Source organism: Streptomyces sp. JLBG701 (assembly GCF_058544905.1).
This window is the reverse complement of the sequence record NZ_CM178588.1, coordinates 1,440,654-1,462,901: the sequence shown is the minus strand read 5'-3', so window position 1 is coordinate 1,462,901 and position 22,248 is coordinate 1,440,654. Positions and strand designations below refer to the sequence as shown.

The window sequence follows — 22,248 nt, the reverse complement described above, 5'->3', positions numbered from 1 at the left end:
ACACCAACCGGGACAACTTGAACAGACAGGTTCGGTTGTCGTTCCTTGGCTGAGGAGGGGGTGCGACGACTTACTGCAGGTCTGATGTGCGGCCGTTCCAACGCCTCGTCAGTACACGGACAGCCCGTAGCTGCTCAGTACTTCCTGGATCGGCTGGTAGTAGGTGGTCCCTCCCGTGGTGCAGTTCCCGGAGCCCCCGGAGAGGATTCCGATGACCTTGTCGCCGGCGTAGAGCGGGCCGCCGCTGTCGCCCGGCTCGGCGCAGATGTTGGTCTGGATCAGACCGTAGACGACGTCCCCGCTCCCGTAGTTGACGGTCGCGTTCAGCGCGGTGACAACACCGCAGTGGACGGCGGTGATCGCTCCCCGACGGCAGACGCTCTGGCCGACATAGGCGGTCGCGGTCCCGGTGACGTCGACGGTTCCGATGGTGCCGGGGTGTGGGACGGCCGAGTTGGCGTACTGGACGACACCGAAGTCGTTGGTGGGGAAGCTGGTGCCGGTGGTGGGGCCGATCGTCGTGGTCATGGCGGTGCTGGTGTACCAGGTGGACGTGCCTTCGGTGCAATGGCCGGCGGTGACGAAGTAGTAGGTGGAGCCGCTTTGCACATTGACCCCTGCCGAGCAGCGCCAACCGGCTGTGTAGATGCCGTCGCCGCCCGACAGGAGGGTGCGCAGTCGGCCGTCGAGCCGTTCGAGGGTTGTGGCACGGGCGAAACGCCCGGTGGCCCGGCGGAGTCTGGCCAGGTCCGCGTCCGCCACCGTGGAGTCGGCGAGAACCCGCAGCTTCCCGGTGCGCTCGTCGACGGTCCAGGTCGTCCCGGCGATTCCCAGGGATTCGACGGCCGAGGCCACGCCGGTAACTGAGGCGGTGGATGGTGCGGCGCCGGCCGTAGGCGCTGCGGCCGCGCCGGTGTCGGACACGGCGAGAGCGGTCACGACAAGCAGGCTCAACACCGAGGCAATCAGCCGTGAATGTCTGATGGTGGTACGGCGTGCTCTCATCACTCAGGTCTCCCAAGGACGGTAGGTCGAGTTCGCAGCACGCCCGAATGGTCCTCGGGCGTGCTGCGCTTCCGTGCCGTGGTGCCGTGGTGCGGTGGTGCGGTGGGCGGCTACGAAGGGGGTCTGTGCCCCGACATCCCTTCGGGGACACGTGCCGACGCGCGGCTGTGGCGAGACGCAGCGATGGAGTGCCCGGCGAGGCCCGGACAAGCCGGCCAACGCCTCAGTGTCCCCGGCCGTACCCGGCGGGGGTAGGCAGCCTTCGGCCGAAGAGGGCGGCTGGAGGAGGCGGATGACCGGCGGGTCAGGGCGCGAGGGGAGAAAGCTGTCACGCAGGGGTGGCCGCCAAGGGGGAGTGGTACCGCCGCCATCGCGGTGACCAAGGTGAACAACACGAACATCGGCTCGTACGGCATCAGCCCGCAGAAGCTGGGCATCGCCGGGTCCGTCAGCGGCTCGACCCTGACCTTCACCGTGCACAGCGACGAGTACCTGATCGTCAATCTCGACGGCCGGCCCAACCTGGTCATCCCGACCGTCCCGGCCGAGACCCACCGTCCGGGGTCCAGTGGGACCGGGATCTTCAATGTGCAGAGCGCGCCCTACTCGGCCCAGCCGACCACCGGCGCCCACACCACGACGGCCTTCCAGAACGCCTTGAACGACGCCGCCGCGTACGGATCCGCGAACGGCACACGGCAGGGGCCTCGCTCCCCAGGGTTCGGCCCAGTCGTGGACGAGAGTCTCGGCGCCGGTCACGCAGGCCCGCTGTCCGTGTCCGGTGCGGCGGGCAGCGTCCGTGGGTGTGCGGGAAACAGGTGCCGTACGCCGTCCCCGCACAGGCCGAGGGCGAGTTCGCTGAACATGGCGTTGGCCCAGCCGAACCAGTCCCGGGTGAAGCGGCCGGGGTTGTCGACGTGGAAGCTCTCGTGCATCAGGCCGGTGCCGGCGGTCGTGGTCGCCAGGGTCTCCAGGGCCTGTGCGGCGGCGTTCTCGTCGCAGGTCAGGCCGGCGGTGGCGATCGCCAGCGGCCAGACGTGACCGTCCGGAGTGTGCGTGCTGCCGACGCCCGACGCGTAACGGCCCCTGAAGAACGACGGGTTGGCCTCGGAGAGCACGAGACGCCGGGTGGCCCGGTAGAGCGGGTCCCGCGGTGTGCACCAGCCGCTCAGGGGGAGGCTCAGCAGACTGGGCAGGTTGGCGTCGTCGCCGAGCAGCACCGACCCGAGGCCGTCCACCTCGTAGGCCAGGACGGACTCTCCGTCGATCTCGACCACCGCGTGCGCCAGGATTCCGGCGTCGATCTCGTCGGCCAACCTCCTGGACTCGCGGGCGAGTTCGGCGTCGCGGAGGGTGGACGAGGCCAGTTCGGCCAGCCCGTGCAGGGTCGCCGACGCCAGCGCGTTGGCCGGGACGAGGTAGCCGTGCCGGCAGGGATCGTCGCTCGGGCGGAAGCCCGACCACGTCATACCGTTCCGCCGGACGCTCGCCCCTCGACCGCCCTGGGGAAGGCTGTCACCGGCGAAGGGGCCGGACGGCCGGACGAACCAGTAGGGCGAGTGCGTGTGGGACTGCTCCGCCCGCCACATCCGCACGATCGTCCAGGCGGCTCGGTGGAAGGCGTCGTCGAGGTGGTCCACGCGACCGGTCGCCCCCCGGATCGCGTACGCCAACTGCAACGGCGCGCACAGGGAGTCGAGTTCGTACTTGCGCTCCCACACCCACGCGCTCGGCGCGGGCCGGTCATCGGGCTCGCCGTGCGCGCCGGTGGGGCCGTCGTTGAAGGCGTTGGCGTACGGGTCGAGGAGGACGCAACGGATCTGGCGGCGCGATACGCCGACCAGGACGTCGCCGACCTCCGGGTCCGTGGCCACGGCGAGGTAGGGGCGGACCTGGGCCGTGCTGTCCCGCAGCCACATCGCCGGGATGTCTCCGGTCTTGACGAAGACCTCCGGGATCTTCGAGACCTTCGAGGCGTCCGACGGTGCGATGCCCCAACTCATCGATGTCGTCCAGGTGTTGGTCAGGCAACTCTCGACGATGTCCACTGCAGGGCTGCCCCGCAGTTCGGCGGCCAGCCGTCTGCCGAGCGTCCTCAGCGACTCCGGAACCGCCCACACTGTTCCGGATGTTGATCCGGGAAACGTTACCATCGCGCCTCTTGACTCCCTCTGTGGCGTGCGCCACCGTGTGATCAACAGGGAATGGAAACGTTACCTTGATGGAGCTGGAGACCACCAGACGGTCGGGTCCGCCCGGCCTTGGTCATCGTCAACTCCTCGGAGGAGAAGGTGAGTCCGTGTGAGAGCCACTCCGGACCAGCAGCCGCACCGACCCCCGCACCCGCCGCCGTGTCCGTCGCCGCGCCGGCGAGGGAAACTCACGTCGGACACCCGGGCTGCGTACGCGTTCATGGCGCCGGCTCTCATCGGCTTCACGGTCTTCGTCGTCTACCCGCTGATCCGCTCTGCCTACTTCGCGCTGACGCGCTACAACGGCCTGACCGCCCCGACCTTCGTCGGCCTCGACAACTTCCGCAGAATGTTCACCACCGACCTGTCCTTCTGGCCGTCGGTGCGTGCCACCTTGCTGCTGGTCGTCCTGTACGTGCCGCTGTCACTGGTCATCGGCCTTGCGCTGGCGGTGTTCTGCAACCGGCGCATCCGGGGAGTCCGCGTCCTGCGCACCCTGGTCTACCTTCCGGTGGTGCTGCCCGTGGTCGCCACGATCACACTCTGGAAGTTCGTCTTCAACCCCCAAGTCGGCCTGGCCAACCAGGTGTTGACGTGGTTTCACCTCCCGACCAGTGAGTGGCTGTCCGGTTCGGGCTCGGCGATGCCGTCGATCGTGATCGTCATGCTGTGGAGCGTCGGCTCCACAATGATCATCTTCCTCGCCGCCCTCCAGGCGGTACCCACCGAGCTCTACGACGCCGCCCGCATCGACGGCGCAGGCCCCCGGACCATGTTCTTCCGGATCACCCTGCCGCTGATCAGCCCGATCATGGTGCTGCAGGTCGTGCTGCAACTGGTGACCGCCCTGCAGACCTTCAACCAGCCGAAGATCCTCTCGCCGGACGGCCTCGGCGGACCCGGATTCAGCACCAGGGTCCTGATGCTGTCGATCTACAACAACGGCTTCCCCACCCTCGGCCGGGTCGCCGACTTCGGCTACGCCTCCGCCCAGGTCTGGGTCCTCTTCCTCGTCATCGTCGTCGTGATCGCCGCCACCGCCCGCTTCTCGTCGATTTGGACCTACAGTGACCACGTCTCCTGACGTCACGACGGCGTCGGAGCCGGCGCCGTCCCCGCAACCGACGCCCATCACCAACTCACCCTTGCCGCCCCGGAAGACCGTACGGACCGCGTCCTGGTACGCCGTCGCGCTCTTGATCTCCTCGGTGATGGTCCTGCCTATCCTGTGGATGCTCACCATCGCCCTGAAGGGCCACTCGGCGGTCTTCCAGGTCCCGCCCCGGCTGCTGCCCGACGAGTTCCACTTCGAGAACTTCATCGACGGACCGAAGGCGATCCACTTCCCCCGCCTGCTGCTGAACTCCCTTGTCATCACCGGTCTTTCGGTGATCGGCGGCGTCCTGACCTCGATGATGACCGGATACGCCCTGGCCCGGCTCCGCTTCCCGGGTCGCAGGCTCTGGTTCTACGTCTTCGTCGGCTCCATGATGCTGCCCCCGGTGGTCGGCATCATCCCGCTGTTCCAGCTCTTCAAGGACATCGGCTGGTACGACACCTGGCTGCCGCTGATCGTCCCGGCCTTCCTGGGCGGCAATCCGCTCTTCATCTTTCTCGCCCGCCAGTACTTCCTGTCGGTGCCCTACTCCATCGACGAGGCCGCCAAGGTGGACGGCGCCGGACACGTCCGGATCTTCTTCAGCGTCATGCTGCCCATCACCCGGCCGGCCTGGATCACCATGGCCATCCTGGCCTTCCAGTTCTCGTGGAACGACTACCTCAACCCGCTCATCTACCTGTACTCGTCCGAGAAGTGGCCGCTGAGCGTCGGCATGGCCTCCTTCGTCTCCCAGTTCGCCGGCCAGACCCCGGACTGGAACCTCTACATGGCCGCGAACCTGCTCTACATGCTCCCGCCGCTGGCCGTGTTCTTCGTGGCCCAGCGCTACTTCATCCAAGGTCTGAGCGCACTGGGCACCGTCAACCAGCGCTGACCGCGCCCGCGGCCGGCCGGCACAGGGCTGACCGCGCACCGCGGTCGGCCGACTCAACCACGCACGCAGGAGGCCACGTTGAAACGAACACTGCACGCCGCCGGAGCGCTGCTCGCGGCAGGCGGACTGCTGGCCACGTCCGCCTGCGGCGGCTCCTCGGGGAGTGAGTCCGGCGGGAAGACCACGGTCACCGTGATGACCTGGGAGTCGAACGCGACCAACAAGCTCATCGACCAGGCCCTGGCCGGCTTCAAGGACCCCGACATCACGGTCAAGCGCATCGACACCCCCAACGGCAACTACGGGGACAAGCTCGCCTCCCTCACCCAGGCCAAGAAGCTGCCCGACCTGTTCTGGTGCGGCAACGACACCGAACTCCAGTACACGGGACAGGGCTTGCTCACGGACTGGTCCGAAAGACTGTCCGGCTCCGGTGACTTCACCACCGGCAGCTTCGTCCCCACCGCCATGAAGAACTGGACGACCGCCGACGGAAAGACCGGTGGAGTCCCCTCCCTGATGAACACCTACGGCATCTGGTACGACATCGACGCCTTCAAGGCCGCCGGAGTCCCCCTGCCGGCCGCCGGCTGGACCTGGGACGAGATGTACGCGGCCGCCGACAAGCTGCACAAGAAGGGCGCCAAGTACGGCCTGGTCGCCGACGCCATGACCAGCCTGGACGCGCCCTTCAGCCTCAGCCTCTACTCCCTGTCCGCCGGCGGCGCGCCCTTCACCGACAGCGTCCACCAGCCCACGAAGGTGACCGCCGACGCGACCTACACCGAGGGCGTCGGCAAACTCGTGGCGGGCATCAAGAGCGGTGCCGTGGCGCCTCCCGGCTACGACATCTCCAGCCAGCAGTCCCTGTTCGCGGCGGGGGAGATCCCGATGCTGTGGAGCGGTCAGTGGCTGGCCGCCGGATTCCTCACCGACAAGCCGAAGATCAAGTACGGCTTCGCGCCCCTGCCCCAGGTCGACAAGGCGGCCACCCTCTACGACGCGGTGGGCATCTGCACCCCGTCGTACACCCAGAACGCGGACGCCACCTTCAAGGTCCTCTCCTACCTCAACTCCACCGTGTGGACCAAGGTGCTCCCGGACTCGCCCGTGGCCGTGCCGGCCTACACCGGCGCTCAGGACGCGTACTTCGACGCCCTGGGCAAGGCGGGGCTGACGACCGTGGCGTCCACCGTCAAAGCGGACCTGGACGCCCCGCTGACCATGGGCGTGCGCTTCACCACCCAGTGGGCCAGCCAGTCCAACGACGTGATCACGGCATACTGGCCGGACATCCTCCAGGGCAAGAAGCCGCTGTCCGATCTGCAGACCATGACCGACAAGATCAACGACGTGATCAAGAGCAACGGTTAGGACAGGATCCAACGCCCGAGCCGCGGACGCACAGCCCCGGTCACCCCTTGCAGGCCGGGGCACGCGTCCGGAACCGGAAACGTATCCTGAGGGCGTATCACCCGGCCGCCCCGGCGATGAAAGTTGGTCTCCGCCCCACGTGAGCAGTCGTTCCCCGCAGCGCCAGAACACCAGGCCGACGATGCGCGATGTCGCGGAGCGGGCCGGAGTCGCCCTCGTCACCGTGTCGCGTGTCGTCAACGGCATCGGAACGGTCCGCCAGGAGACCGCCGACCGGGTCAACGCCGCCATCAACGCCATCGGGTACCAGCGCAACGAGATCGCGCGCTCGCTCCGCCCCGGGCAGAACTCCATGACCATCGGGCTGCTGCTCGGCGACCTCACCAACCCCTTCTACGCGTCGCTCGCCAAGGCGGCCGTCGAAGTGGCGAACCAGGCCGGTTACGCGGTGCTCCTCAGCACCGCCGACGAGGACCCGGAAGTCGAGCGCCGCGCGGTGGGCGAGCTCATCGGGCGACGGGTCGCGGGGCTCATCATCGTGCCCGACCAGGGCGACCATGCCTTTCTCAACGAGGTCAACGCCCACGACCACGTGCCCATCGTCTTCGTCGACCGGCCCGCCACCGGCGCCGAGGCCGACGTCGTCCTGGTCGACAACGAGGGCGGGGGAGCGGCGGCGACCCAGCACCTCATCGACCACGGCCACCGCCGGATCGCGATCCTGGTCGCGCCCTCGTACTACACCACCGGCCGCAGGCTGCGCGGCTACCGAAAGGCCCTGCGGCGCAACGGCATCCCCGCCGACAAGGACCTGGTCGTCACCCTGCCGCGCGGCACCACGGACGACGCCTCCGCCGCCACCCACGCCCTGCTGACGTCGGCTCAGCCGCCGACGGCGATCTTCTCGACCACGGGCTTCCTCACCGAGGGCGTCCTGCGGGCGAGTCAGCAACTGGGGGCGCCCGTAGCCGTGGTGGGCTTCGACGACTTCAAGCTCGCCGACATGCTGCCGACCCCGGTCACGGTGGTGACCTCCGACACCGAGGAACTCGGTCGCCACGCCGCCGGTCTGCTCATCGACCGCATCAACGGCGAGGACACCCCGTCCCGCAGGACCGTGCTGCCGGTGCGGCTCATCGCCCGGGGTACGGGGGAGCTCGCGCCGCCGTCTCAGTAGAGCGTCGGCCAGAGGTCGCGAGGCCACGCGAGTACGGCGTAGAGCTGTGCGAAGGCCGCCTGCTGGATCACCTCCGTGCCACCGGAGGAGTTGAAGTGCACCAGGCCGGTCGCGGGATCGCGCATCGTGGACCACACCTGGTCGGCGTAGTCGGCCATCGCGCGGTGGTACCTGCCGTCGCCGGTCACCGATTCCAGGAGCAACAAGTTCTTGAAGAAGATCGAGTTGAAGGGTACCGGCTGGCTGAACAGCCGCCCCTGCGTGACGTAGTAGGCGTACGCGGCCTCCGCGATGCGCTCGGCTCGGCGCAGATAGACACGGTCGCGGGTCGCCCGGTGCAGCAGGACGTTGACGCCGATCGGGACGCCCTGGTTGTACGACCAGACGGTCTTCTCGATGGTGCCCTGGAGGTCGAGATGGTCCCAGTACAGCCCGCCGGGGCTTTGCAGATGGGTGTTCGTCCAGTCGTAGAACCGTCTTGCCCAGTCGAGATAGCCGCTCTCGCCGGTGATCTGGTGGAGGCGCAGGGCGAGTTGGGCGCCCGGCATGTTGGAGACGGTGTTGCGGTCGTGGCTCCAGGTCGCCTGGGTCCAGAAGACGCCGCCGGGTGCGGCGTGGGAGGGGTCGGTGTCCCAGCCGGACGTGACGAGTTCGAAGATCTCCTTGGCTCGGGTCAGTGCTGCGGGTTCTCCGGTCTGGAGGTGGCGCTGGACCTTTGCCAGGCCGACCCACTCGTTGTCGTCGTAGAACATGTCGCCGCCCGAGCCGTACGGGGTGCGGGGGTAGGAGTCGTATCCGGGGAGGTCGGTCGTGCCGCCGCCGGCGTTCCAGTAGTGCTCCTGGGCCTTCGCGCGGGTGGTCAGCTCCGGCTCGTACGCCGGGTCCACCGCGGCGAGGTCGAGAGCGGCGATGTGGACCTGGGAGAAGGGCCATTCGTAGGAGTACGGCCTGTCGTCCGGGGCCGCCGGGTACTGCTCGCGGACCAGCCCGGATCCGTCTGTCGTGCCGAAGTGTCTCTCCAGGGCGGTGTAGGCGGCTCTGGCGCGGGACAGCGCGCGGGAGCGGCGCTCCGTCTCGCTGCCGTCCGCGGCGGCCGCGTTTCCCATGGATGCCGCTGCCATGGCCGTCAGGCCGGAGCCGACCAGCGCCCTGCGGGAGGGGTACCTGCGCATGGGAACGTCTCCATTCGGGTGCGGGTGAGAGGTGGTGGAAACGTTGCCATCATGCTTTCGGCGCGTCAACGGTCGTAACAGCACCAGTAGTTGGCTGCGATGACCGTTATGGTCCGGACCATTGACGTGTGAGTCCGAGGGGTGGCACCTTCGCGATGGATACGTTTCCAAGAGGTCTGGACATGTGCACCGACATGACTGTCTCCTCAAGTACGACGACCGGACCGCCCCCGGCACCGAGATCCAGATCTGGGACTGCGTCGGCGGACTCGACCAGCATTGGCGCCTCGGCTGACCTTCCCCATCCCCCACACCCATGGAGTCGGCATGACACCGACAGCGCGACGTTTCCGGAGAACCGCGGCCGGGCTGATCGCCGCCCTCGCCCTCCTCGTCCCGGCCGGCGGCGGCACAGCGGTCGCCGCCGCCTCCGCGGCGACCGTGTGCAACAAGTACTGCGACGCCCGCGACCCGGCCCTGTCCCCGCAGGACCGCCAGCCCGTGACCGCCACCATCTACTCCCGCAACATCGTGCTGCACTTCGACGACACCGACGCGATGGGCTGGGCCTCCATCACCAACGGCAGCCCGGGCGACGAGGTTTGGCTCGACCGCTCCTTCGACGGCGGCCGCACCTGGGCCTCGGGCAGCAAGCTCGGCGACACCACCATCCCCTCCGGGCAAGGTGGTTGGCGCACCCTCATGTACAACGTCGACGACTGGAACAACCTCGGCGTCGGCGCCCTGCGCGCCTGCGGCAAGGCCGGTGACCGGGCGGAGATCGCCTGCACGGCGTGGGCCCGGACGACCTGGAACGCGTACAGCCGCCCCACGGCCGCGGCCACCGCGCTGATGCAGTCGTACAACAGCTCCACCGGCCTGTTCGACACCACCGGTTGGTGGAACTCGGCCAACGCCCTGACCGCCGTCATCGACAACATCCGCGTCACCGGGATGGGCAGCTACAAGTACGCCATCGCCAACACCTACGACCGCAATCTCTCCGCCCAGGGCGGCAACTTCACCAACGACTACATCGACGACACGGGGTGGTGGGGGCTGGCCTGGGTCGCCGCGTACGACCTCACCGGCGACAGCAGATACCTCAACACCGCGCGTGCCGACGCCGATTACATGGCACGGTACTGGGACTCCACGTGTGGTGGTGGCGTGTGGTGGAGCACCGCCAAGACCTACAAGAACGCCATCGCCAATTCCCTCTATCTGGAGCTGAACGCCGCCCTGCACAACCGCATCGCGAGTGACACCGTCTATCTCGGCCGGGCCAACGCCGAGTGGGCGTGGTTCAAGGGCACCGGCATGATCAACGGCTCCCATCTGGTCAACGACGGCATCAACCTCTCGACCTGCGGCAACAACGGCGACACCACCTGGTCGTACAACCAGGGCGTGTTGCTCGGCGGTCTGTCGGAGCTGTACCGGGCGACCGGGGACTCCGACCTGCTCACCACCGGCCGCCAGATCGCGGATGCCTCGACCTCGTCAACGGCCCTCAACTCGGGCGGAATCCTGCGCGAGCCCTGTGAGACGAACGGCTGCGGCGGCGACGGGCCGTCCTTCAAGGGCGCGTACATCCGGGGGCTGAGCGCCTTCAACGCCCGGCTGTCCGACGGCCCTTACACGTCGTACATCAGGCGGCAGGCCGATGCCGCGTACGCGTACGACCGCAACGCCCTCGACGCGTACGGGCTGCACTGGGCCGGACCGCTGGACTCCACCGACGCCGCGCGCCAGCAGAGCGCGCTCGACCTGATGAACGCGGCGAACTGACACACCGGTGGGTTCAGTTGCCGATCGCGTTGAGGGCGTCCAGCAGACGAGGGCTCGCGGGGGAGCCTTCGTCCGCCGGGCCCGCTGTGCGGTGGAGTTCGCCGTCGATGATCTCGTAGTGGCCGATGGCCCGCAGCGGCGGAGAGTAGACGTGGATGGTGATGGCGCCCGCGTCGTGGTCCATCCGGTGGACGCCGGACCCGGGGAACGAGAACGACTCGCCGGGCCCGTACCGGCGGGCGCGGCGCGGGCCGCCCACCGGCAACCCCTCCTGCCAGGCGGTGCCTTCGATGACGTGTACGCCGACACAGGAACCCTGGTGGTCGTGGTAACCGGTGTCGCGCGACTCCCACCAGGTGTTCAGCCACGCCTCGGAGTGCTCGTCGCGCCACAGCAGCAGATACGAGCCGGGGCCGGAGCGGTCGAGCGCGGCCGTGTCGACGAACTCGGCCGCGCGGCGGGCCCGGTCGGCACACTCCTCCGGCAGGAACGGGCGGTCGGACGCGCCGAGTTCGGCGAGGGCGGCGGTGTCGACGGGGTTCGCGTTCATGGTCATCCCCTTGGGGCGGGTGCGTCGCTGGATGTGTGATGGATCGTCATGAGGCGGAGCTGTTAGGGGAGTTCGTCGCCCGCGAGCCAGTCGTGCAGCCCGTCGAGGTCGCCGCCCGGGGCCTCGCCCGCGCCGACGAAAGGGACCGAACGCCGCGTCGCCGCGTAGGCGCGTCCGGTTCCTTCGCCCAGGTCTCCGGCGTGTCCGCGGAGGTCGACCGCCTGGGCTCCGCACACGAGCTCGACAGCGGCCAACCGCAGTGCCAGGTCGGTCATTTCATGCAGGCGGCGGGCCGCGGTGGGGGCCATCGTGATGCGGTCCTCGATGCCGGCCGCGATGCCACTGGTGGGCTGCTCCAGAGTGACGGGTTGTGCGAGCAGGCGGGCTTCGCCGGACAGGCTCGCCGCGCCGTTGGCGAGGATCGCCAGGCCGTCGTCGGGCGCGGTGGGGTCGGCCCGGAGTCCGGTCGGGAGGCCGGTGAAGGCCGAGTCCAGCAGCTTCTGCACACGCTCGCCCGCGATGGTGACCGCCTGTGCGAGGCCGAGCCGCGCGTAGTCGAGGGCGATGGCGACCGGGGCGATGTCGTGGTTGCCGGTCGAGATCGCGCGGTCCTCGTCGAGGAGCATGATCGGACTGTCGCCGGAGGAGGCGAGCTCGGTCTCCAGGGCGTCCGCGCAGTGCCCGAGCGCCTGGCGGGTGGCGCCGTGCGTCTGCGGCACCACCTTGAAGGCCAGGGGATCCTGGATGGCACGGGCCGGCCGGGCACCCGTCAGCAGCGCACCGCCGGACAGCAGCGCACGTAGGCGGCCGATCGTCTCGTGGGCCCCCGTGTACGGGCGCACTCCGGCGACCGCCGGGTGGATGGCGTCGACGTTCGCCGTCAGGGCCTCCAGCGACAGCGCGGCCGACACGTCGAGGGCGCGGACGGCTCGGTCGGCGCGCTCCAGGGCGAGACAGGCGATGCCCACCGAGAACGCGTTGCTGTTGACGATGGCGTGTGCCTCACGCGGGCCGAGCTCGACCGGGGTGTAGCCGCCCGCGACCAGCGCCGCGCCGTCGTCGCCGTGTCCGATGAGCGCGAGGCCGATCTCGGCCAGCTGACTCAGGTCTGCCTGTCCGATCGAGCCGATCAGATGGACGCGGGGCGTCACACCGGTGTCGAGGGCCCGGCAGAACGCGTCGGCGACCTCTTCCCGTACGCCCGCCACGCCGACGGCGAAGCCTGCGGCCCGTACGACCATGGCCGCGCGGACGAATTCCGCGGGCGCCAACTGCCCGTGGCCCACGCGGTGCGCGCGTAGCAACAGGGGCTGGAACGCGGCCTGTTGGCCCGCGTCGATCGCCTCGGTCTTGATCGCACCGACGCCGGTGCTGAGTCCGTACACGGTGTCACCGCGGGCCAGCACACCCTCAAGTGCGGTGCGTGAGGCGCGCATTCGGGCACGGGCCGCATCGCCGGCGACAACGCGACGGCCTCCCGCCACCGCCACCACGTCGGCCGGGCGCAGCGGGCGATCGCCCAGGACGAGCGCGCCCTCGACCGGTTCTCTTTCGGTTGCCAGGGGTTCCGCGAGGGACGTCATTGCTTGGCCTCCCGCCCGGCGTCGGCCAGCAGCGTGAGCACCGCGTCCCGGTGCGCCGCGATCTCGCGCGCCGCTCCGAGCGGATAGTCGCCCAGCAGCCCCCGGCCGCCCTTCATACCGGTCGCACCGCCGCGGCGCGCCTCCCGCAGCAGGGTCGGTACCTCGGTCGAGCGGGAGAGCTGCGGGAACAGCTGCTCGGCGACGGCCTCGTGGACGTCGAGCCCCGCCGCGTCCATCGACGCGAACGGCCCGATCGCCGCCCAACGCGCCCCGAGCCCGGCCACGACGGCACGGTCGACGTCCCGCACATCGCAGACGCCCTCCTCGACGAGCGCGTATGCCTCGCGCAGCAACGCGTACTGGAGCCGGTTGGCCACGAAGCCCGCGTGGTCGCGGCGGAGCGTGATCGGTTCCTTGCCGATCGCCCGGGAGAGCGCGGCGAGCCGTTCCAGGGTGTACGGCGCCGTGCGCGGTCCGCCCGTCACCTCGACGAGCGGTACGAGTTCGGCCGGGTTGAACCAGTGCCAGCCGGCGAAGAGTTCGGGGCGGGCCAGGCCTTCGGCGAGGTCGGCCAGCCGGAGCGAGGAGGTGTTGGTCGCCACGATCCCGTCGTCGGCGACCAGCTTTTCGGCCCGGGCCAGCACGGCGCGCTTCGCGTCCAGGTCCTCGGCTATCGACTCCACGGCCAGCGCGAACCCGCCGGGCGCGTCATCGACCAGCACCGTCGCCGGACGTACGGATCGGGGCGACCTCTCGACGAGCCGCTCGACCCGCCGGGTGATCTCGTCCCGGGTCGCGGCGGCCGCCTCCCGGCGACGTACGAGCACGACCGTCTCGATGTCCGCGGCCAACAGCCGGGCGGCGATACCGGTGGCCATGGCGCCGCCACCGATGACCAGCACACGGCCGAAGGCCGCACTCATCTCGCTCATCCCCAGAATCGCTGCTCGTCGAGGTGGGCGAGCAGGATCTCGCCGGCGCCACGGACGTGGTCGCGCATCAAAGCGCGCGCTGCGTCCGGTGTACGGGCGCGCAGCGCGGCGGCGATGGCCAGGTGCTCGTGCACGTTCATGGCCGTCAGGGCCGTCTCGTCATGGGCGATGACCCGCCAGACCGAGTCGCGGGGGAAGACGTGCCGGAGCCCTTGGACGGAGTCGGTGAGGCGCCGGTTGCCGGCTGCCCGGTGGATCACGTCGTGGAACGCGGTGTTGGCGTCCTCCATGATCGCGTCGAGTTCCGCGTCGTCGACGCGCCCGGGCGCGCTGATGGCCTCCGTGAGGCGTTCCTGTGCCCGGTCCAGCTTGTCCAACTCCTCGGACGTGATTCGCTCGCACGCGAGGGCGCACGCGAAACCCTCCATCTCGGCGCGGAGTTCGTAGACCTCGACGAGTTCCGCCCGGGACGGAGTGCGCACGGTCGCGCCACGGTTGGGCGCCAGTTCCACGAGGTTGAGGGCCTGCAACTGACGCAGTGCCTCGCGGATGGGCGTCCGGCTGACGCCGAACCGCGCGGCCAGTTCCTCGTGTTGGAGGCGGGCGCCGAACGGCAGCTTCCCGTCGAGGATGTCGGCGCGCAGCCGGTAGGCGATCTGGTCGGCGAGGCCCGCGACGGCGAGCGTCTCAGGGGGAGTCGGTGCGGAGGGTGGTGGCGGGCACATGCCCGGATACTAGATTGGATCCATGGATCCAATCAACGGTCACTTTGACGGAAGGCACGGAGGGCACGGAAGGCTGGGTGTCCCGGCACCCACCGGTGCCCAACTCCGCTGCCGCGGCTGGGAGCAGGAGGGCGTGCTGCGCTGCCTCCTCAACACCCTCGACCCCGCTGTCGCCGAGGACTCCGCCCGGCTCGTCGTCTACGGCGGGCGCGGCCGGGCCGCGCGTTCCTGGGAGGCGTACGACGCGATCGTCGCCGCCCTCGAACGGCTCGGCCCCGACGAGACGTTGATGGTGCAGTCGGGCAAGCCCGTGGCGGTGCTGCCGACGCACCCGGACGCGCCGCGCGTGCTGATATCGACCGCGATGGTGGTGCCGGCCTGGTCGGACGAGACCGAGTTCCGTCGCCTGGAGGACGCCGGACTCACCATGTACGGGCAGATGACGGCCGCGTCCTGGTTCTACATCGGCACGCAGGGCGTCCTCGGCTTCACCCACGAGACCCTCTCCGCCCTCGCCCGCCGCCACTTCGGCGGCACCCTCGTGGGCCGCCGGGTGGTCACCGCCGGGCTCGGTGGAATGGGCGGCGCGCAAGGGCTGGCCATCGCGAACCTGGGCGGTCGCGGCCTGATCGTCGAGGTCGACCCCGAGCGAGCGAAGCGCCGGCTGGACGCGGGCTGGGTCGACCGCATCGCGCCCGACTACGCCTCGGCGGTCGCCGACCTCACCGGTTCGTCCGACCCCGCCGCCATCGCGGTCGTCGGCAACATCGCCGAGATCCTGCCCCGGCTGGTCGCCGACGGAGTCGCCATCGACGTGGCGACCGACCAGACGGCCGCGCACGACCTCGACCACGGGTATGTGCCCGTCGGGTACGCGCCGGACCTGGCACGCACCCCCGACCCCGCCTACCGGGCCGCCGTGCAGGCCTCGTTGCGCGCTCACGCCGACGCCCTGCTGGCGCTGCGCGAGCGCGGATCCGTCGTCTTCGAGTACGGCAACAACCTGCGCGCCCAGGCGGTCGCGGCCGGAGCTCCGCTGGCCGCCGAACTCCCGGGATTTGTAGCGGAGTTCGTACGTCCGATCTTCGCGCGCGGCGTCGGGCCGTACCGCTGGGTCTGTCTCAGCGGCGACCCTCAGGACCTGCGGCGCAGTGAGGACGCCGTACTCGAAGTGGTCCAATCGCCGTCCCTGGAGCGGTGGTTCACGCTCGCCCGCGCCCGGGTCGCACCACAGGGGCTGCCCGCCCGGATCTGCTGGCTCGGGCTCGGTGAGCGGCACGAGGTGGGCCTGCGCCTCAACGAACTCGTCCGGAGCGGCGAGATCGGCCCGCTGGCGCTCGGCCGGGATCACATGGACCCGGCCGCCGTCGCCTCGCCGTCCCGGGAGACCGAGGGGATGCTCGACGGCAGCGACGCGATCGCCGACTGGCCCGTCCTGGCCGCGATGCTCAACGCCGCCCAGGGCGCGACCTGGGTGTCCGTCGGCAACGGGGGCGGCGTAGGGGTGGGCCGGAGCATCCACACCGGCGTCACCGTGGTCGCGGACGGCAGCGAACTGGCGGAACGCAAGATCCGCCGGGTGTTCTGGACCGACCCCGCACTGGGCGTGGCCCGCTACGCGGACGCCGGGTACGACGAGGCCACCCGGAAGGCCCGGGCGGCGGGACTCGATCTGGGCGCGGCCGGTCCCGCCCTCTGAATGCTCACTCTCCTCCGGTGAGCAGCCGTCGCGGATTGGCGATACGGAAGGCGTATGCCGCGGCTCCGCCAAGGCCGAAACCGGGCTCCTGCGGCGGCTTGGCGTACGGCCGGTCCGAGCCCTGGACGACGGCGCCGGTGCCGAGGACGCGGACGATCGAGTCGACGGCATGCGGCCCGTAGGAGGACGTCTCGACGAACACGTTCGGGTCGTTCGCGGCCGGTCCTCCGCCCCGCGCGGCGAAGCGCTCCCCGTGGAGCGGGGCGAGCCCGGCCAGGAGCGCGAAGCACACCCGCAGCCGGGGATGGCGCGGTCGGCCGAAGGCCCGGAAGGCGAACCAGGCGGCGTGCATCTGCTGGACGTAGGGGACCATCGCGGGCCACCAGCCGGGGCCCTCCGACTCGTCGGGCGCCGGCCCGGGGTGGACCAACAGTGGGAGGTCGCGCTCCGACAGGAGATCGAGCAGCGGGGCGCACCGGGCGTAACCGGCCGCGTCGGCAAGGGCGTTCGCCGGGAGCTGGAGGCCGGCGAACCCCCGGTCGAGGTCCTTGGCCGTCGCGCTCGCGTCGATGTCCCGGACGCATGCGGCGGCCCAGGCCCCGAACGGCTCGGGAAGCGCGGCCGCCCCCTCGTGGTAGGCGTCGAGCATGGGCCGTCCCTCGGCCGCGGGCAGCCACTCCACGCCGATCGGGGCGGACAGCGAGACGAGCGCCCGGCCGAGGCCGTCGGCGGCGGCGACTTCGCGGCGCAGGGCGATGTCGTGGTCGGCGGGTGGGATCTCGTAGGGCGGTTCGCCGTGCAGGAAGAGGGTCCAGCCGTCCAGGAACGGCGGTTCGCGGCGGGATCGCAGGGCCTCCACCAGCGAGGGGGTCCACAGATGCTGGTGTACGTCGACGTTGGTCATGACGCTCCTCCCACCAAGGCGCGAAGTGCGTTCCGCACGTCGTCGGACCCCAGGATCTCGCGGCTCACCGTCTCCACGTCCACCCCGTGCGGCCGGTCGTCGTCCAGGCGGGGCACCACCTTCCGGATCGCCCGGTGCAGCAGCCCCGGTCCGCGCCCCACCGTGGCAGGTGCGGCCAGGTCCACCGCCTGGGCGGCGACCACGGCCTCCACGGCGAGGAGCTGCCGCAGGCGGGTGAGCATCGTCGTCAGCCGCCGCGCGCCGAGCGCCGCGTTGGTCGAGTCGTCCTCGACGGCGTCGGCGCCGTGGCGGGGATCGGTGGACACCGGTGTGGACAGCAGGCGGATCTCGGCGACCAGTGCCTGCGCCGTCTTGGTCAGCGGTGCGAAGCCCGAGCGTTCCGGGCCGTACGGCGAGAGGTTCGCGGCCAGTCCGCTGACGGCCGGGTCGAGCAGCCGTCGCATGCGCTCGGCGGAGACCGCCGCGGTCTGGGTCAGGGCCAGTGAGAGGGTGTCGAGGGCGAGGGCCAGGGCCGGGGTGTGGAAGTTGCCGGACGAGAGGATCTCGCCGGTGTCGGCCAGCACCACCGGGTTGTCGCCACAACCGTTCAACTCCGGTTCCAGCGCGGCGTCGGCGAAGTCCAGGGCCGCGTACGCGGCACCGTGCACCTGGGCGGCGCAGCGCAGACTGACGGGGTCCTGGACCCGCCGAGCGTTCCGGGGATCGACCAGCTCACCGCCGTCCAGCAGAGCGAGCAGCTCGCCCGCCGCGCGGGACTGGCCGGGAGCCGGTCGCAGGCCGAGGACGCGGGCGTCGAGCGGGCTCGTGTTCGCCCGGAAGCCCTCGTAGGTGAGCGCCGTGACAGCCTGGGCCAGTGCGAGGACGGCGGCCGCCTCGTGCAGGGCCAGAGCGCCCTGTCCGGCCGCCAACGGGCTCGCGCTGCACAGCACATGCCCGTCCTTGGGGCCCAGTTCGGCCGGCGCGAGCCCGGCCCGCCGTAGAGCCGTGCTCCCGTCGAGGACCTCGCCCGCGTACTCGGCGCTGCCCTCGCCCATGACGACGAGACCGACATGGGCCAGCTGGCACAGATCGGAGGCGCCGATCGATCCCACCTCGGGGATCACCGGATGCACCCGCGCGTTGAGCATCGCCACGAGCAGTAGCGGGATCTCCGGCCGCACTCCGCTGCCGCCGCCCGCGATGCCGTTGACCCGGGCGAGAACTGCGGCGCGCACGACGGGGATCGGCAGCGGATCGCCGACCGCGTTGGCCCGTCCCCTGACCGTCCGGACACTGAACTCCTCCAGTTCCGCACGGGGGAGCGCGTACGACGAGCGGGTGCCGAGCCCGGTCGTCAGGCCGTACGTCGGCACCTGGCGGTCGACCACGTCGTCCACGACGGCCCGTTCGCGCGCCAGTCGCGCCAACACCCCGTCGGCCAGGGTGACTTGGGCGCCGTGGTGGGCGACGGCGACGACATCGTCGTAGGACAGGGTCCGTCCGTCGACGACGACCCCGGTCATGCGAACCTCAATCGCTGGCCGAGACCGCGTTCTTCGGCCTTGCGGAGCATGGCCGCGCCCAATGCGATGTCGGAGAGGGAGAGGCCGCGGTGCCAGAACAGGTTCGTCTCGTCGGGGCTTTCGCGGCCGGGTTTGCGGCCTGCCACGATCTCGCCCAACTCGCCGTGCAGATTGGTCTTGTTGAGCCTGCCGGAGTCGACGTGGGCGCGCAGGGCGCCGAACGGTCCGGCGTGGGCCTGGCCCCAGTCGTCGACGACGATCTTGTCCATGATGTCGGTGAGGGTGAGCTCGACGGCGCTGTTCGTGCCGTAGGGCACCACCAGGGCACCGGGGGAGATCCACTCGGTCTTCAGCAGCGGCTCCGGCCGCTCAAGCCGGGACGCCTCGACCACGATGTCCGCGCCTTCCACGCAGCTTCGCCAGTCCTCGGTCACCACGACCGGCTTGCCGAGATCCCGCTCCAGGCGCTCGGCGAAGGCCTTGCGGCTCTCGGGGCGGCGCGAGTGGACGCGAATCTCGGTGAGGTCGAAGATCCGGTCCAGGAGGCGGACGTTCCAGTACGAGGTGGCGCGGGCGCCTATGTGCCCGAGCACCTTGGCATCCGGGCGGGCCAGATGTCGTGCCCCCAGCGCGGTGAGGGCACCCGTGCGCATCTCGGTGAGGGCGGTGGCGTCGACCACGGCCACCGGCATGCCGGTGCGCGGGTCGAAGAGGTTGAGCAGCGCCATCTCGGAGGGCAGACCGGCCTTGTAGTTGCCGACGTAGTCGCCCACGATCTTGACGCCGGCCAGGGCGAGCGGGGCGACATAGCCGCGCAGGACGTTGAAGTGACCGTTGAACGCGGGATCGGGCATGAGGTGGACACGCGGTTCGATGACCGTCTCGCCGAGGCCCTGGGCGCGCAGCCCGTCCTCGACGGCGTCGAGTATCTCGCCGTCGGTCAGGTCGAGTTGTTCGATGTCCGAGCCGTTCAGAAAGGTGAACCAGACCGGTTTCAACGTATTTCTCCCTATTTCCGGGCGCCTCCGGCCTCATTTTGTACGAACGTAACGCGCCGTTTACAGAATCCCATTGACTGCCATTCAGTCACCGACAACTCTGCATGACCATATGCAGTCGGGTAAGGGGCAGTCTTGATCAGATTCGACGCGGTGAGCAAAAACTATCCAAACGGCACCACAGCCGTGGACGAGCTGTCCCTGGAGCTGGCCGAGGGCGGCATCACCGTTCTGGTCGGTCCCTCCGGCTGTGGCAAGACCACGACCCTGCGCATGATCAACCGCATGGTCGAGCCGACGAGCGGGACCGTGAGCCTGCGCGGCCGGGACATCCGGGAGGTGCACGCCCCCGAGCTGCGCCGTGGCATCGGGTACGTGATCCAGCACGCGGGGCTGTTCCCGCACCGGACCATCCTCGACAACATCGCGACCGTTCCGCTGCTCCTCGGCTGGAGCAAGAAGAAGGCGCGGGCGCGGGCGGCGGAGCTCCTGGAACTGGTCGGGCTGCCGGCCGAGATGGCCAAGCGCTATCCCAACCAGCTCTCCGGCGGACAGCAGCAACGCGTCGGTGTGGCACGGGCGTTGGGCGCCGACCCGCCCGTGCTGCTCATGGACGAGCCGTTCAGCGCGGTCGACCCGATCGTCCGGGCGGAGTTGCAGGCGGAGTTCATCCGGCTGCAGAAGGAGCTGCACAAGACGATCGTGTTCGTCACCCATGACATCGACGAGGCGATCAAACTCGGCGACAACATCGCGGTGTTCAGGACCGGCGGCAAGCTCGCACAGTTCGACACCCCCGAGCGGCTGCTCGCCCACCCCGCCGACGAATTCGTGGCCGGCTTCGTCGGACAGGACCGGGGCATCCGCCGGCTGTCCTTCGTCAAGGCGGCCGACGTGCCGCTGCGCGACGGACTCGTGCTGTCGGCGACCTCCTCCGTTGGGAGCGCACGGGCGGCGGACGAGCCCTGGGTGCTCGTCGTCGACGAGAGCCGACGCCCGCTCGGCTGGGCCGCGGTGGCCGAACTGCCGGACGGCGGCACGCTCGCGGACGCGTCGCTGGTACCGCTCGGCCACACCTTCAGCCTCGCCGGCGACTCGGCACGGGCCGCCCTCGACTCGGCGCTGCTGTCGCCCTCCCGGCTCGCGGTGGGTGTGGACGCGGACGGCGCCGTCATCGGCGTCGCGGACGCCTACGAGCTGTCCGCCGTGATGGCAGCGGCCGAGGCGGCCGAGGTGTCCGACGCGGGCGGTGGCGAGAAATGAGTGACGGAGAGCCGCTGGTCCGCTGGGACTGGATAGGCGAGCACGCCGGTGAGCTGGCGGACTACACCGGCGTCCACCTGAGACTCGGTCTGCTGCCGGTGCTGTTCGGGCTGATCATCTCGGTGCCCCTCGGGATCCTGTGCCATCGCTGGCGCTGGCTGTACCCGCCGGTGCTGACCGTGGCCAACATCCTGTACTCGATCCCGTCACTGGCCCTGTTCATGATCTTCGTCAGGTACACGGGACTGACCGAACGCACGGTACTGATCCCGCTGACGCTCTACACGCTGTCGGTACTGGTACCCAACGTCGTGGACGGGCTCGCCTCGGTCCCCGAACCGGTCCGGCAGGCGGCCACCGCGATGGGATTCGGACCGGTACGCAGGGTCGTCCAGGTCGAACTGCCCATCGCCGTACCCGTCGTCATCGCCGGCGTACGCGTCGCCGCCGTATCCTCCATCAGCCTCGTCGCTGTGGGTCAGCTGATCGGCCAGGGCGGACTCGGTTACTACATCATCCGCGGGCTCCAGCTCGACTTCCCGACCCCGATCGTCACCGCGATCGTGCTGATCATGCTGCTCGCGCTCACCACCGACGCGCTGCTGGTGCTCGCGCAGCGGCTGCTCACCCCGTGGTCCCGGAGCAAGGTGACGTCGTCATGAACGATCTCGTGAACCAACTCAGGCTCATCGGCGACTGGTTGACCTCCTCGCAGCAGTGGCACGGCGACGACGGAATCCCGCACCGGTTGCTGGAACACCTCAGCTACAGCGGCCTGTCGCTCCTGTTCGCCGCCGTGATCGGACTGGGATTCGGGCTGCTGGTGGGGCACACCGGCCGGGGCGCGTTCGCCGTGGCCAGCGTCGCCAACCTCGCCCGGGCGGTCCCCACCTTCGGTCTGGTGGTCCTCGTCGTCACGCTCGCCGGGCTCAGCACCACACCCGTGCTGGTCGCCCTGATCGCGCTCGCGGTCCCGCCGATCCTCATCAACACCTTCGAGGGAGTCCGGGGCGTCGACCCCGCCACCCGGGACGCCGCGCGGGGGGTCGGCATGACCGAGTGGCAGGTCCTGCTGCGCGTGGAGGTGCCGATGGCGCTGCCGCTGATCCTCCTCGGCCTGCGGATCGCCGCGATCCAGGTCGTCGCCACCGCGACCGTCGCCGCCTACCCCGGACTCGGCGGCCTCGGCCGCTTCATCGTCGACGGGCTCTCCCGTAACGACTACGAGCTGGTCATCGGAGGCTCCACGGTCGTCGTCGTCCTGGCGCTCGTCGTCCAGATCGTGTTCACCGCGCTGCGGCGCGTCATCGTCTCGCCGGGCCTGCGGGTCACGGCTGCCAGATCCTGAACTTTTTCGGCTCCCGGG

19 protein-coding genes are annotated in these 22,248 nt (G+C 70.1%); 9 read left to right on the top strand and 10 right to left on the bottom strand.

Going from position 1 to position 22,248, the window contains the following annotated elements; genetic code table 11:
* Positions 1-108: 108 nt before the first annotated feature.
* Positions 109-1,005 carry a S1 family peptidase gene (locus AC5DRG_RS06745; RefSeq protein ID WP_491808818.1) on the bottom strand — a complete coding sequence of 299 codons (897 nt, stop codon included), beginning with the start codon at positions 1,003-1,005 and terminating at the stop codon, positions 109-111.
* Between the two features lie 755 nt (positions 1,006-1,760).
* Complete coding sequence (locus AC5DRG_RS06740; RefSeq protein WP_491808816.1) at positions 1,761-3,125, bottom strand: glycoside hydrolase family 125 protein; 1,365 nt, start codon at positions 3,123-3,125, stop codon at positions 1,761-1,763.
* A gap of 292 nt (positions 3,126-3,417) precedes the next feature.
* On the opposite strand from AC5DRG_RS06740, the gene AC5DRG_RS06735 reads away from it, so the two are divergent.
* The 4 genes from AC5DRG_RS06735 (at position 3,418) to AC5DRG_RS06720 (ending at position 7,742) form a co-directional block, all read left to right on the top strand.
* Positions 3,418-4,281, top strand: coding sequence for a carbohydrate ABC transporter permease (locus AC5DRG_RS06735; protein WP_491808815.1), 864 nt, complete (start codon positions 3,418-3,420; stop codon positions 4,279-4,281).
* A gap of 61 nt (positions 4,282-4,342) precedes the next feature.
* The gene (locus AC5DRG_RS06730; RefSeq protein ID WP_491808813.1) at positions 4,343-5,191 is read left to right on the top strand and encodes a carbohydrate ABC transporter permease; all 849 of its coding nucleotides are present in this window, start codon (positions 4,343-4,345) and stop codon (positions 5,189-5,191) included.
* Between the two features lie 78 nt (positions 5,192-5,269).
* On the top strand, positions 5,270-6,565 hold the full coding sequence (locus AC5DRG_RS06725) for an ABC transporter substrate-binding protein (protein ID WP_491808812.1): 1,296 nt from the start codon (positions 5,270-5,272) through the stop codon (positions 6,563-6,565).
* A 139-nt stretch (positions 6,566-6,704) separates the two neighbouring features.
* Entirely contained in the window at positions 6,705-7,742 is a 1,038-nt protein-coding gene (locus AC5DRG_RS06720; RefSeq protein ID WP_491808811.1) for a LacI family DNA-binding transcriptional regulator, read from the top strand.
* On the opposite strand, the gene AC5DRG_RS06715 is transcribed toward AC5DRG_RS06720, so the two are convergent.
* Positions 7,736-8,914: a glycoside hydrolase family 76 protein gene (locus AC5DRG_RS06715; protein ID WP_491808810.1), complete on the bottom strand. Its 1,179-nt coding sequence runs from the start codon at positions 8,912-8,914 to the stop codon at positions 7,736-7,738. The genes AC5DRG_RS06720 and AC5DRG_RS06715 overlap by 7 nt on opposite strands.
* Before the next feature lie 327 nt (positions 8,915-9,241).
* Here AC5DRG_RS06715 and AC5DRG_RS06710 point away from each other — a divergent pair, with 327 nt between their 5' ends.
* The gene (locus AC5DRG_RS06710) at positions 9,242-10,705 is read left to right on the top strand and encodes a glycoside hydrolase family 76 protein (RefSeq protein ID WP_491808809.1); all 1,464 of its coding nucleotides are present in this window, start codon (positions 9,242-9,244) and stop codon (positions 10,703-10,705) included.
* Between the two features lie 13 nt (positions 10,706-10,718).
* Here the strand turns inward: AC5DRG_RS06710 and AC5DRG_RS06705 are convergent, their stop codons facing one another.
* The 4 genes from AC5DRG_RS06705 to AC5DRG_RS06690 all read right to left on the bottom strand — a co-directional run bounded on the left by AC5DRG_RS06705 (position 10,719) and on the right by AC5DRG_RS06690 (position 14,495).
* Positions 10,719-11,255, bottom strand: coding sequence for a cupin domain-containing protein (locus AC5DRG_RS06705; RefSeq protein ID WP_491808808.1), 537 nt, complete (start codon positions 11,253-11,255; stop codon positions 10,719-10,721).
* A gap of 62 nt (positions 11,256-11,317) precedes the next feature.
* The gene (locus tag AC5DRG_RS06700; protein ID WP_491808807.1) at positions 11,318-12,838 is read right to left on the bottom strand and encodes an aromatic amino acid lyase; all 1,521 of its coding nucleotides are present in this window, start codon (positions 12,836-12,838) and stop codon (positions 11,318-11,320) included.
* Positions 12,835-13,770 (bottom strand): 3-hydroxyacyl-CoA dehydrogenase family protein, encoded by a 936-nt coding sequence (locus AC5DRG_RS06695; protein WP_491808806.1) that lies wholly within the window; start codon positions 13,768-13,770, stop codon positions 12,835-12,837. Before AC5DRG_RS06695 ends, AC5DRG_RS06700 begins: the two co-directional genes overlap by 4 nt.
* The gene (locus tag AC5DRG_RS06690) at positions 13,767-14,495 is read right to left on the bottom strand and encodes a GntR family transcriptional regulator (RefSeq protein ID WP_491808805.1); all 729 of its coding nucleotides are present in this window, start codon (positions 14,493-14,495) and stop codon (positions 13,767-13,769) included. Before AC5DRG_RS06690 ends, AC5DRG_RS06695 begins: the two co-directional genes overlap by 4 nt.
* 22 nt (positions 14,496-14,517) lie before the next feature.
* On the opposite strand from AC5DRG_RS06690, the gene hutU reads away from it, so the two are divergent.
* The gene (gene hutU, locus AC5DRG_RS06685; protein ID WP_491808804.1) at positions 14,518-16,194 is read left to right on the top strand and encodes a urocanate hydratase; all 1,677 of its coding nucleotides are present in this window, start codon (positions 14,518-14,520) and stop codon (positions 16,192-16,194) included.
* A gap of 4 nt (positions 16,195-16,198) precedes the next feature.
* Here hutU and AC5DRG_RS06680 read toward each other — a convergent pair whose 3' ends face one another.
* From AC5DRG_RS06680 to AC5DRG_RS06670, 3 genes are read right to left on the bottom strand one after another with little or no spacing between them, the layout of a single operon-like run.
* Positions 16,199-17,098 (bottom strand): amidohydrolase family protein, encoded by a 900-nt coding sequence (locus AC5DRG_RS06680; protein ID WP_491808803.1) that lies wholly within the window; start codon positions 17,096-17,098, stop codon positions 16,199-16,201.
* The gene (locus AC5DRG_RS06675) at positions 17,095-18,621 is read right to left on the bottom strand and encodes an HAL/PAL/TAL family ammonia-lyase (protein WP_491808802.1); all 1,527 of its coding nucleotides are present in this window, start codon (positions 18,619-18,621) and stop codon (positions 17,095-17,097) included. Before AC5DRG_RS06675 ends, AC5DRG_RS06680 begins: the two co-directional genes overlap by 4 nt.
* Positions 18,618-19,619 (bottom strand): ornithine cyclodeaminase family protein, encoded by a 1,002-nt coding sequence (locus tag AC5DRG_RS06670; RefSeq protein WP_491808800.1) that lies wholly within the window; start codon positions 19,617-19,619, stop codon positions 18,618-18,620. The genes AC5DRG_RS06675 and AC5DRG_RS06670 overlap by 4 nt, the downstream gene beginning before the upstream one ends.
* Before the next feature lie 135 nt (positions 19,620-19,754).
* On the opposite strand from AC5DRG_RS06670, the gene AC5DRG_RS06665 reads away from it, so the two are divergent.
* From AC5DRG_RS06665 to AC5DRG_RS06655, 3 genes are read left to right on the top strand one after another with little or no spacing between them, the layout of a single operon-like run.
* Positions 19,755-20,882, top strand: a complete 1,128-nt coding sequence (locus AC5DRG_RS06665) for an ABC transporter ATP-binding protein (protein ID WP_491808799.1) — start codon at positions 19,755-19,757, stop codon at positions 20,880-20,882.
* Entirely contained in the window at positions 20,879-21,544 is a 666-nt protein-coding gene (locus AC5DRG_RS06660) for an ABC transporter permease (protein ID WP_491808798.1), read from the top strand. The genes AC5DRG_RS06665 and AC5DRG_RS06660 overlap by 4 nt, the downstream gene beginning before the upstream one ends.
* A complete protein-coding gene (locus AC5DRG_RS06655; RefSeq protein ID WP_491808797.1) occupies positions 21,541-22,230 on the top strand; it encodes an ABC transporter permease in 690 nt (229 codons plus the stop codon). Before AC5DRG_RS06660 ends, AC5DRG_RS06655 begins: the two co-directional genes overlap by 4 nt.
* Positions 22,231-22,248: the final 18 nt, after the last annotated feature.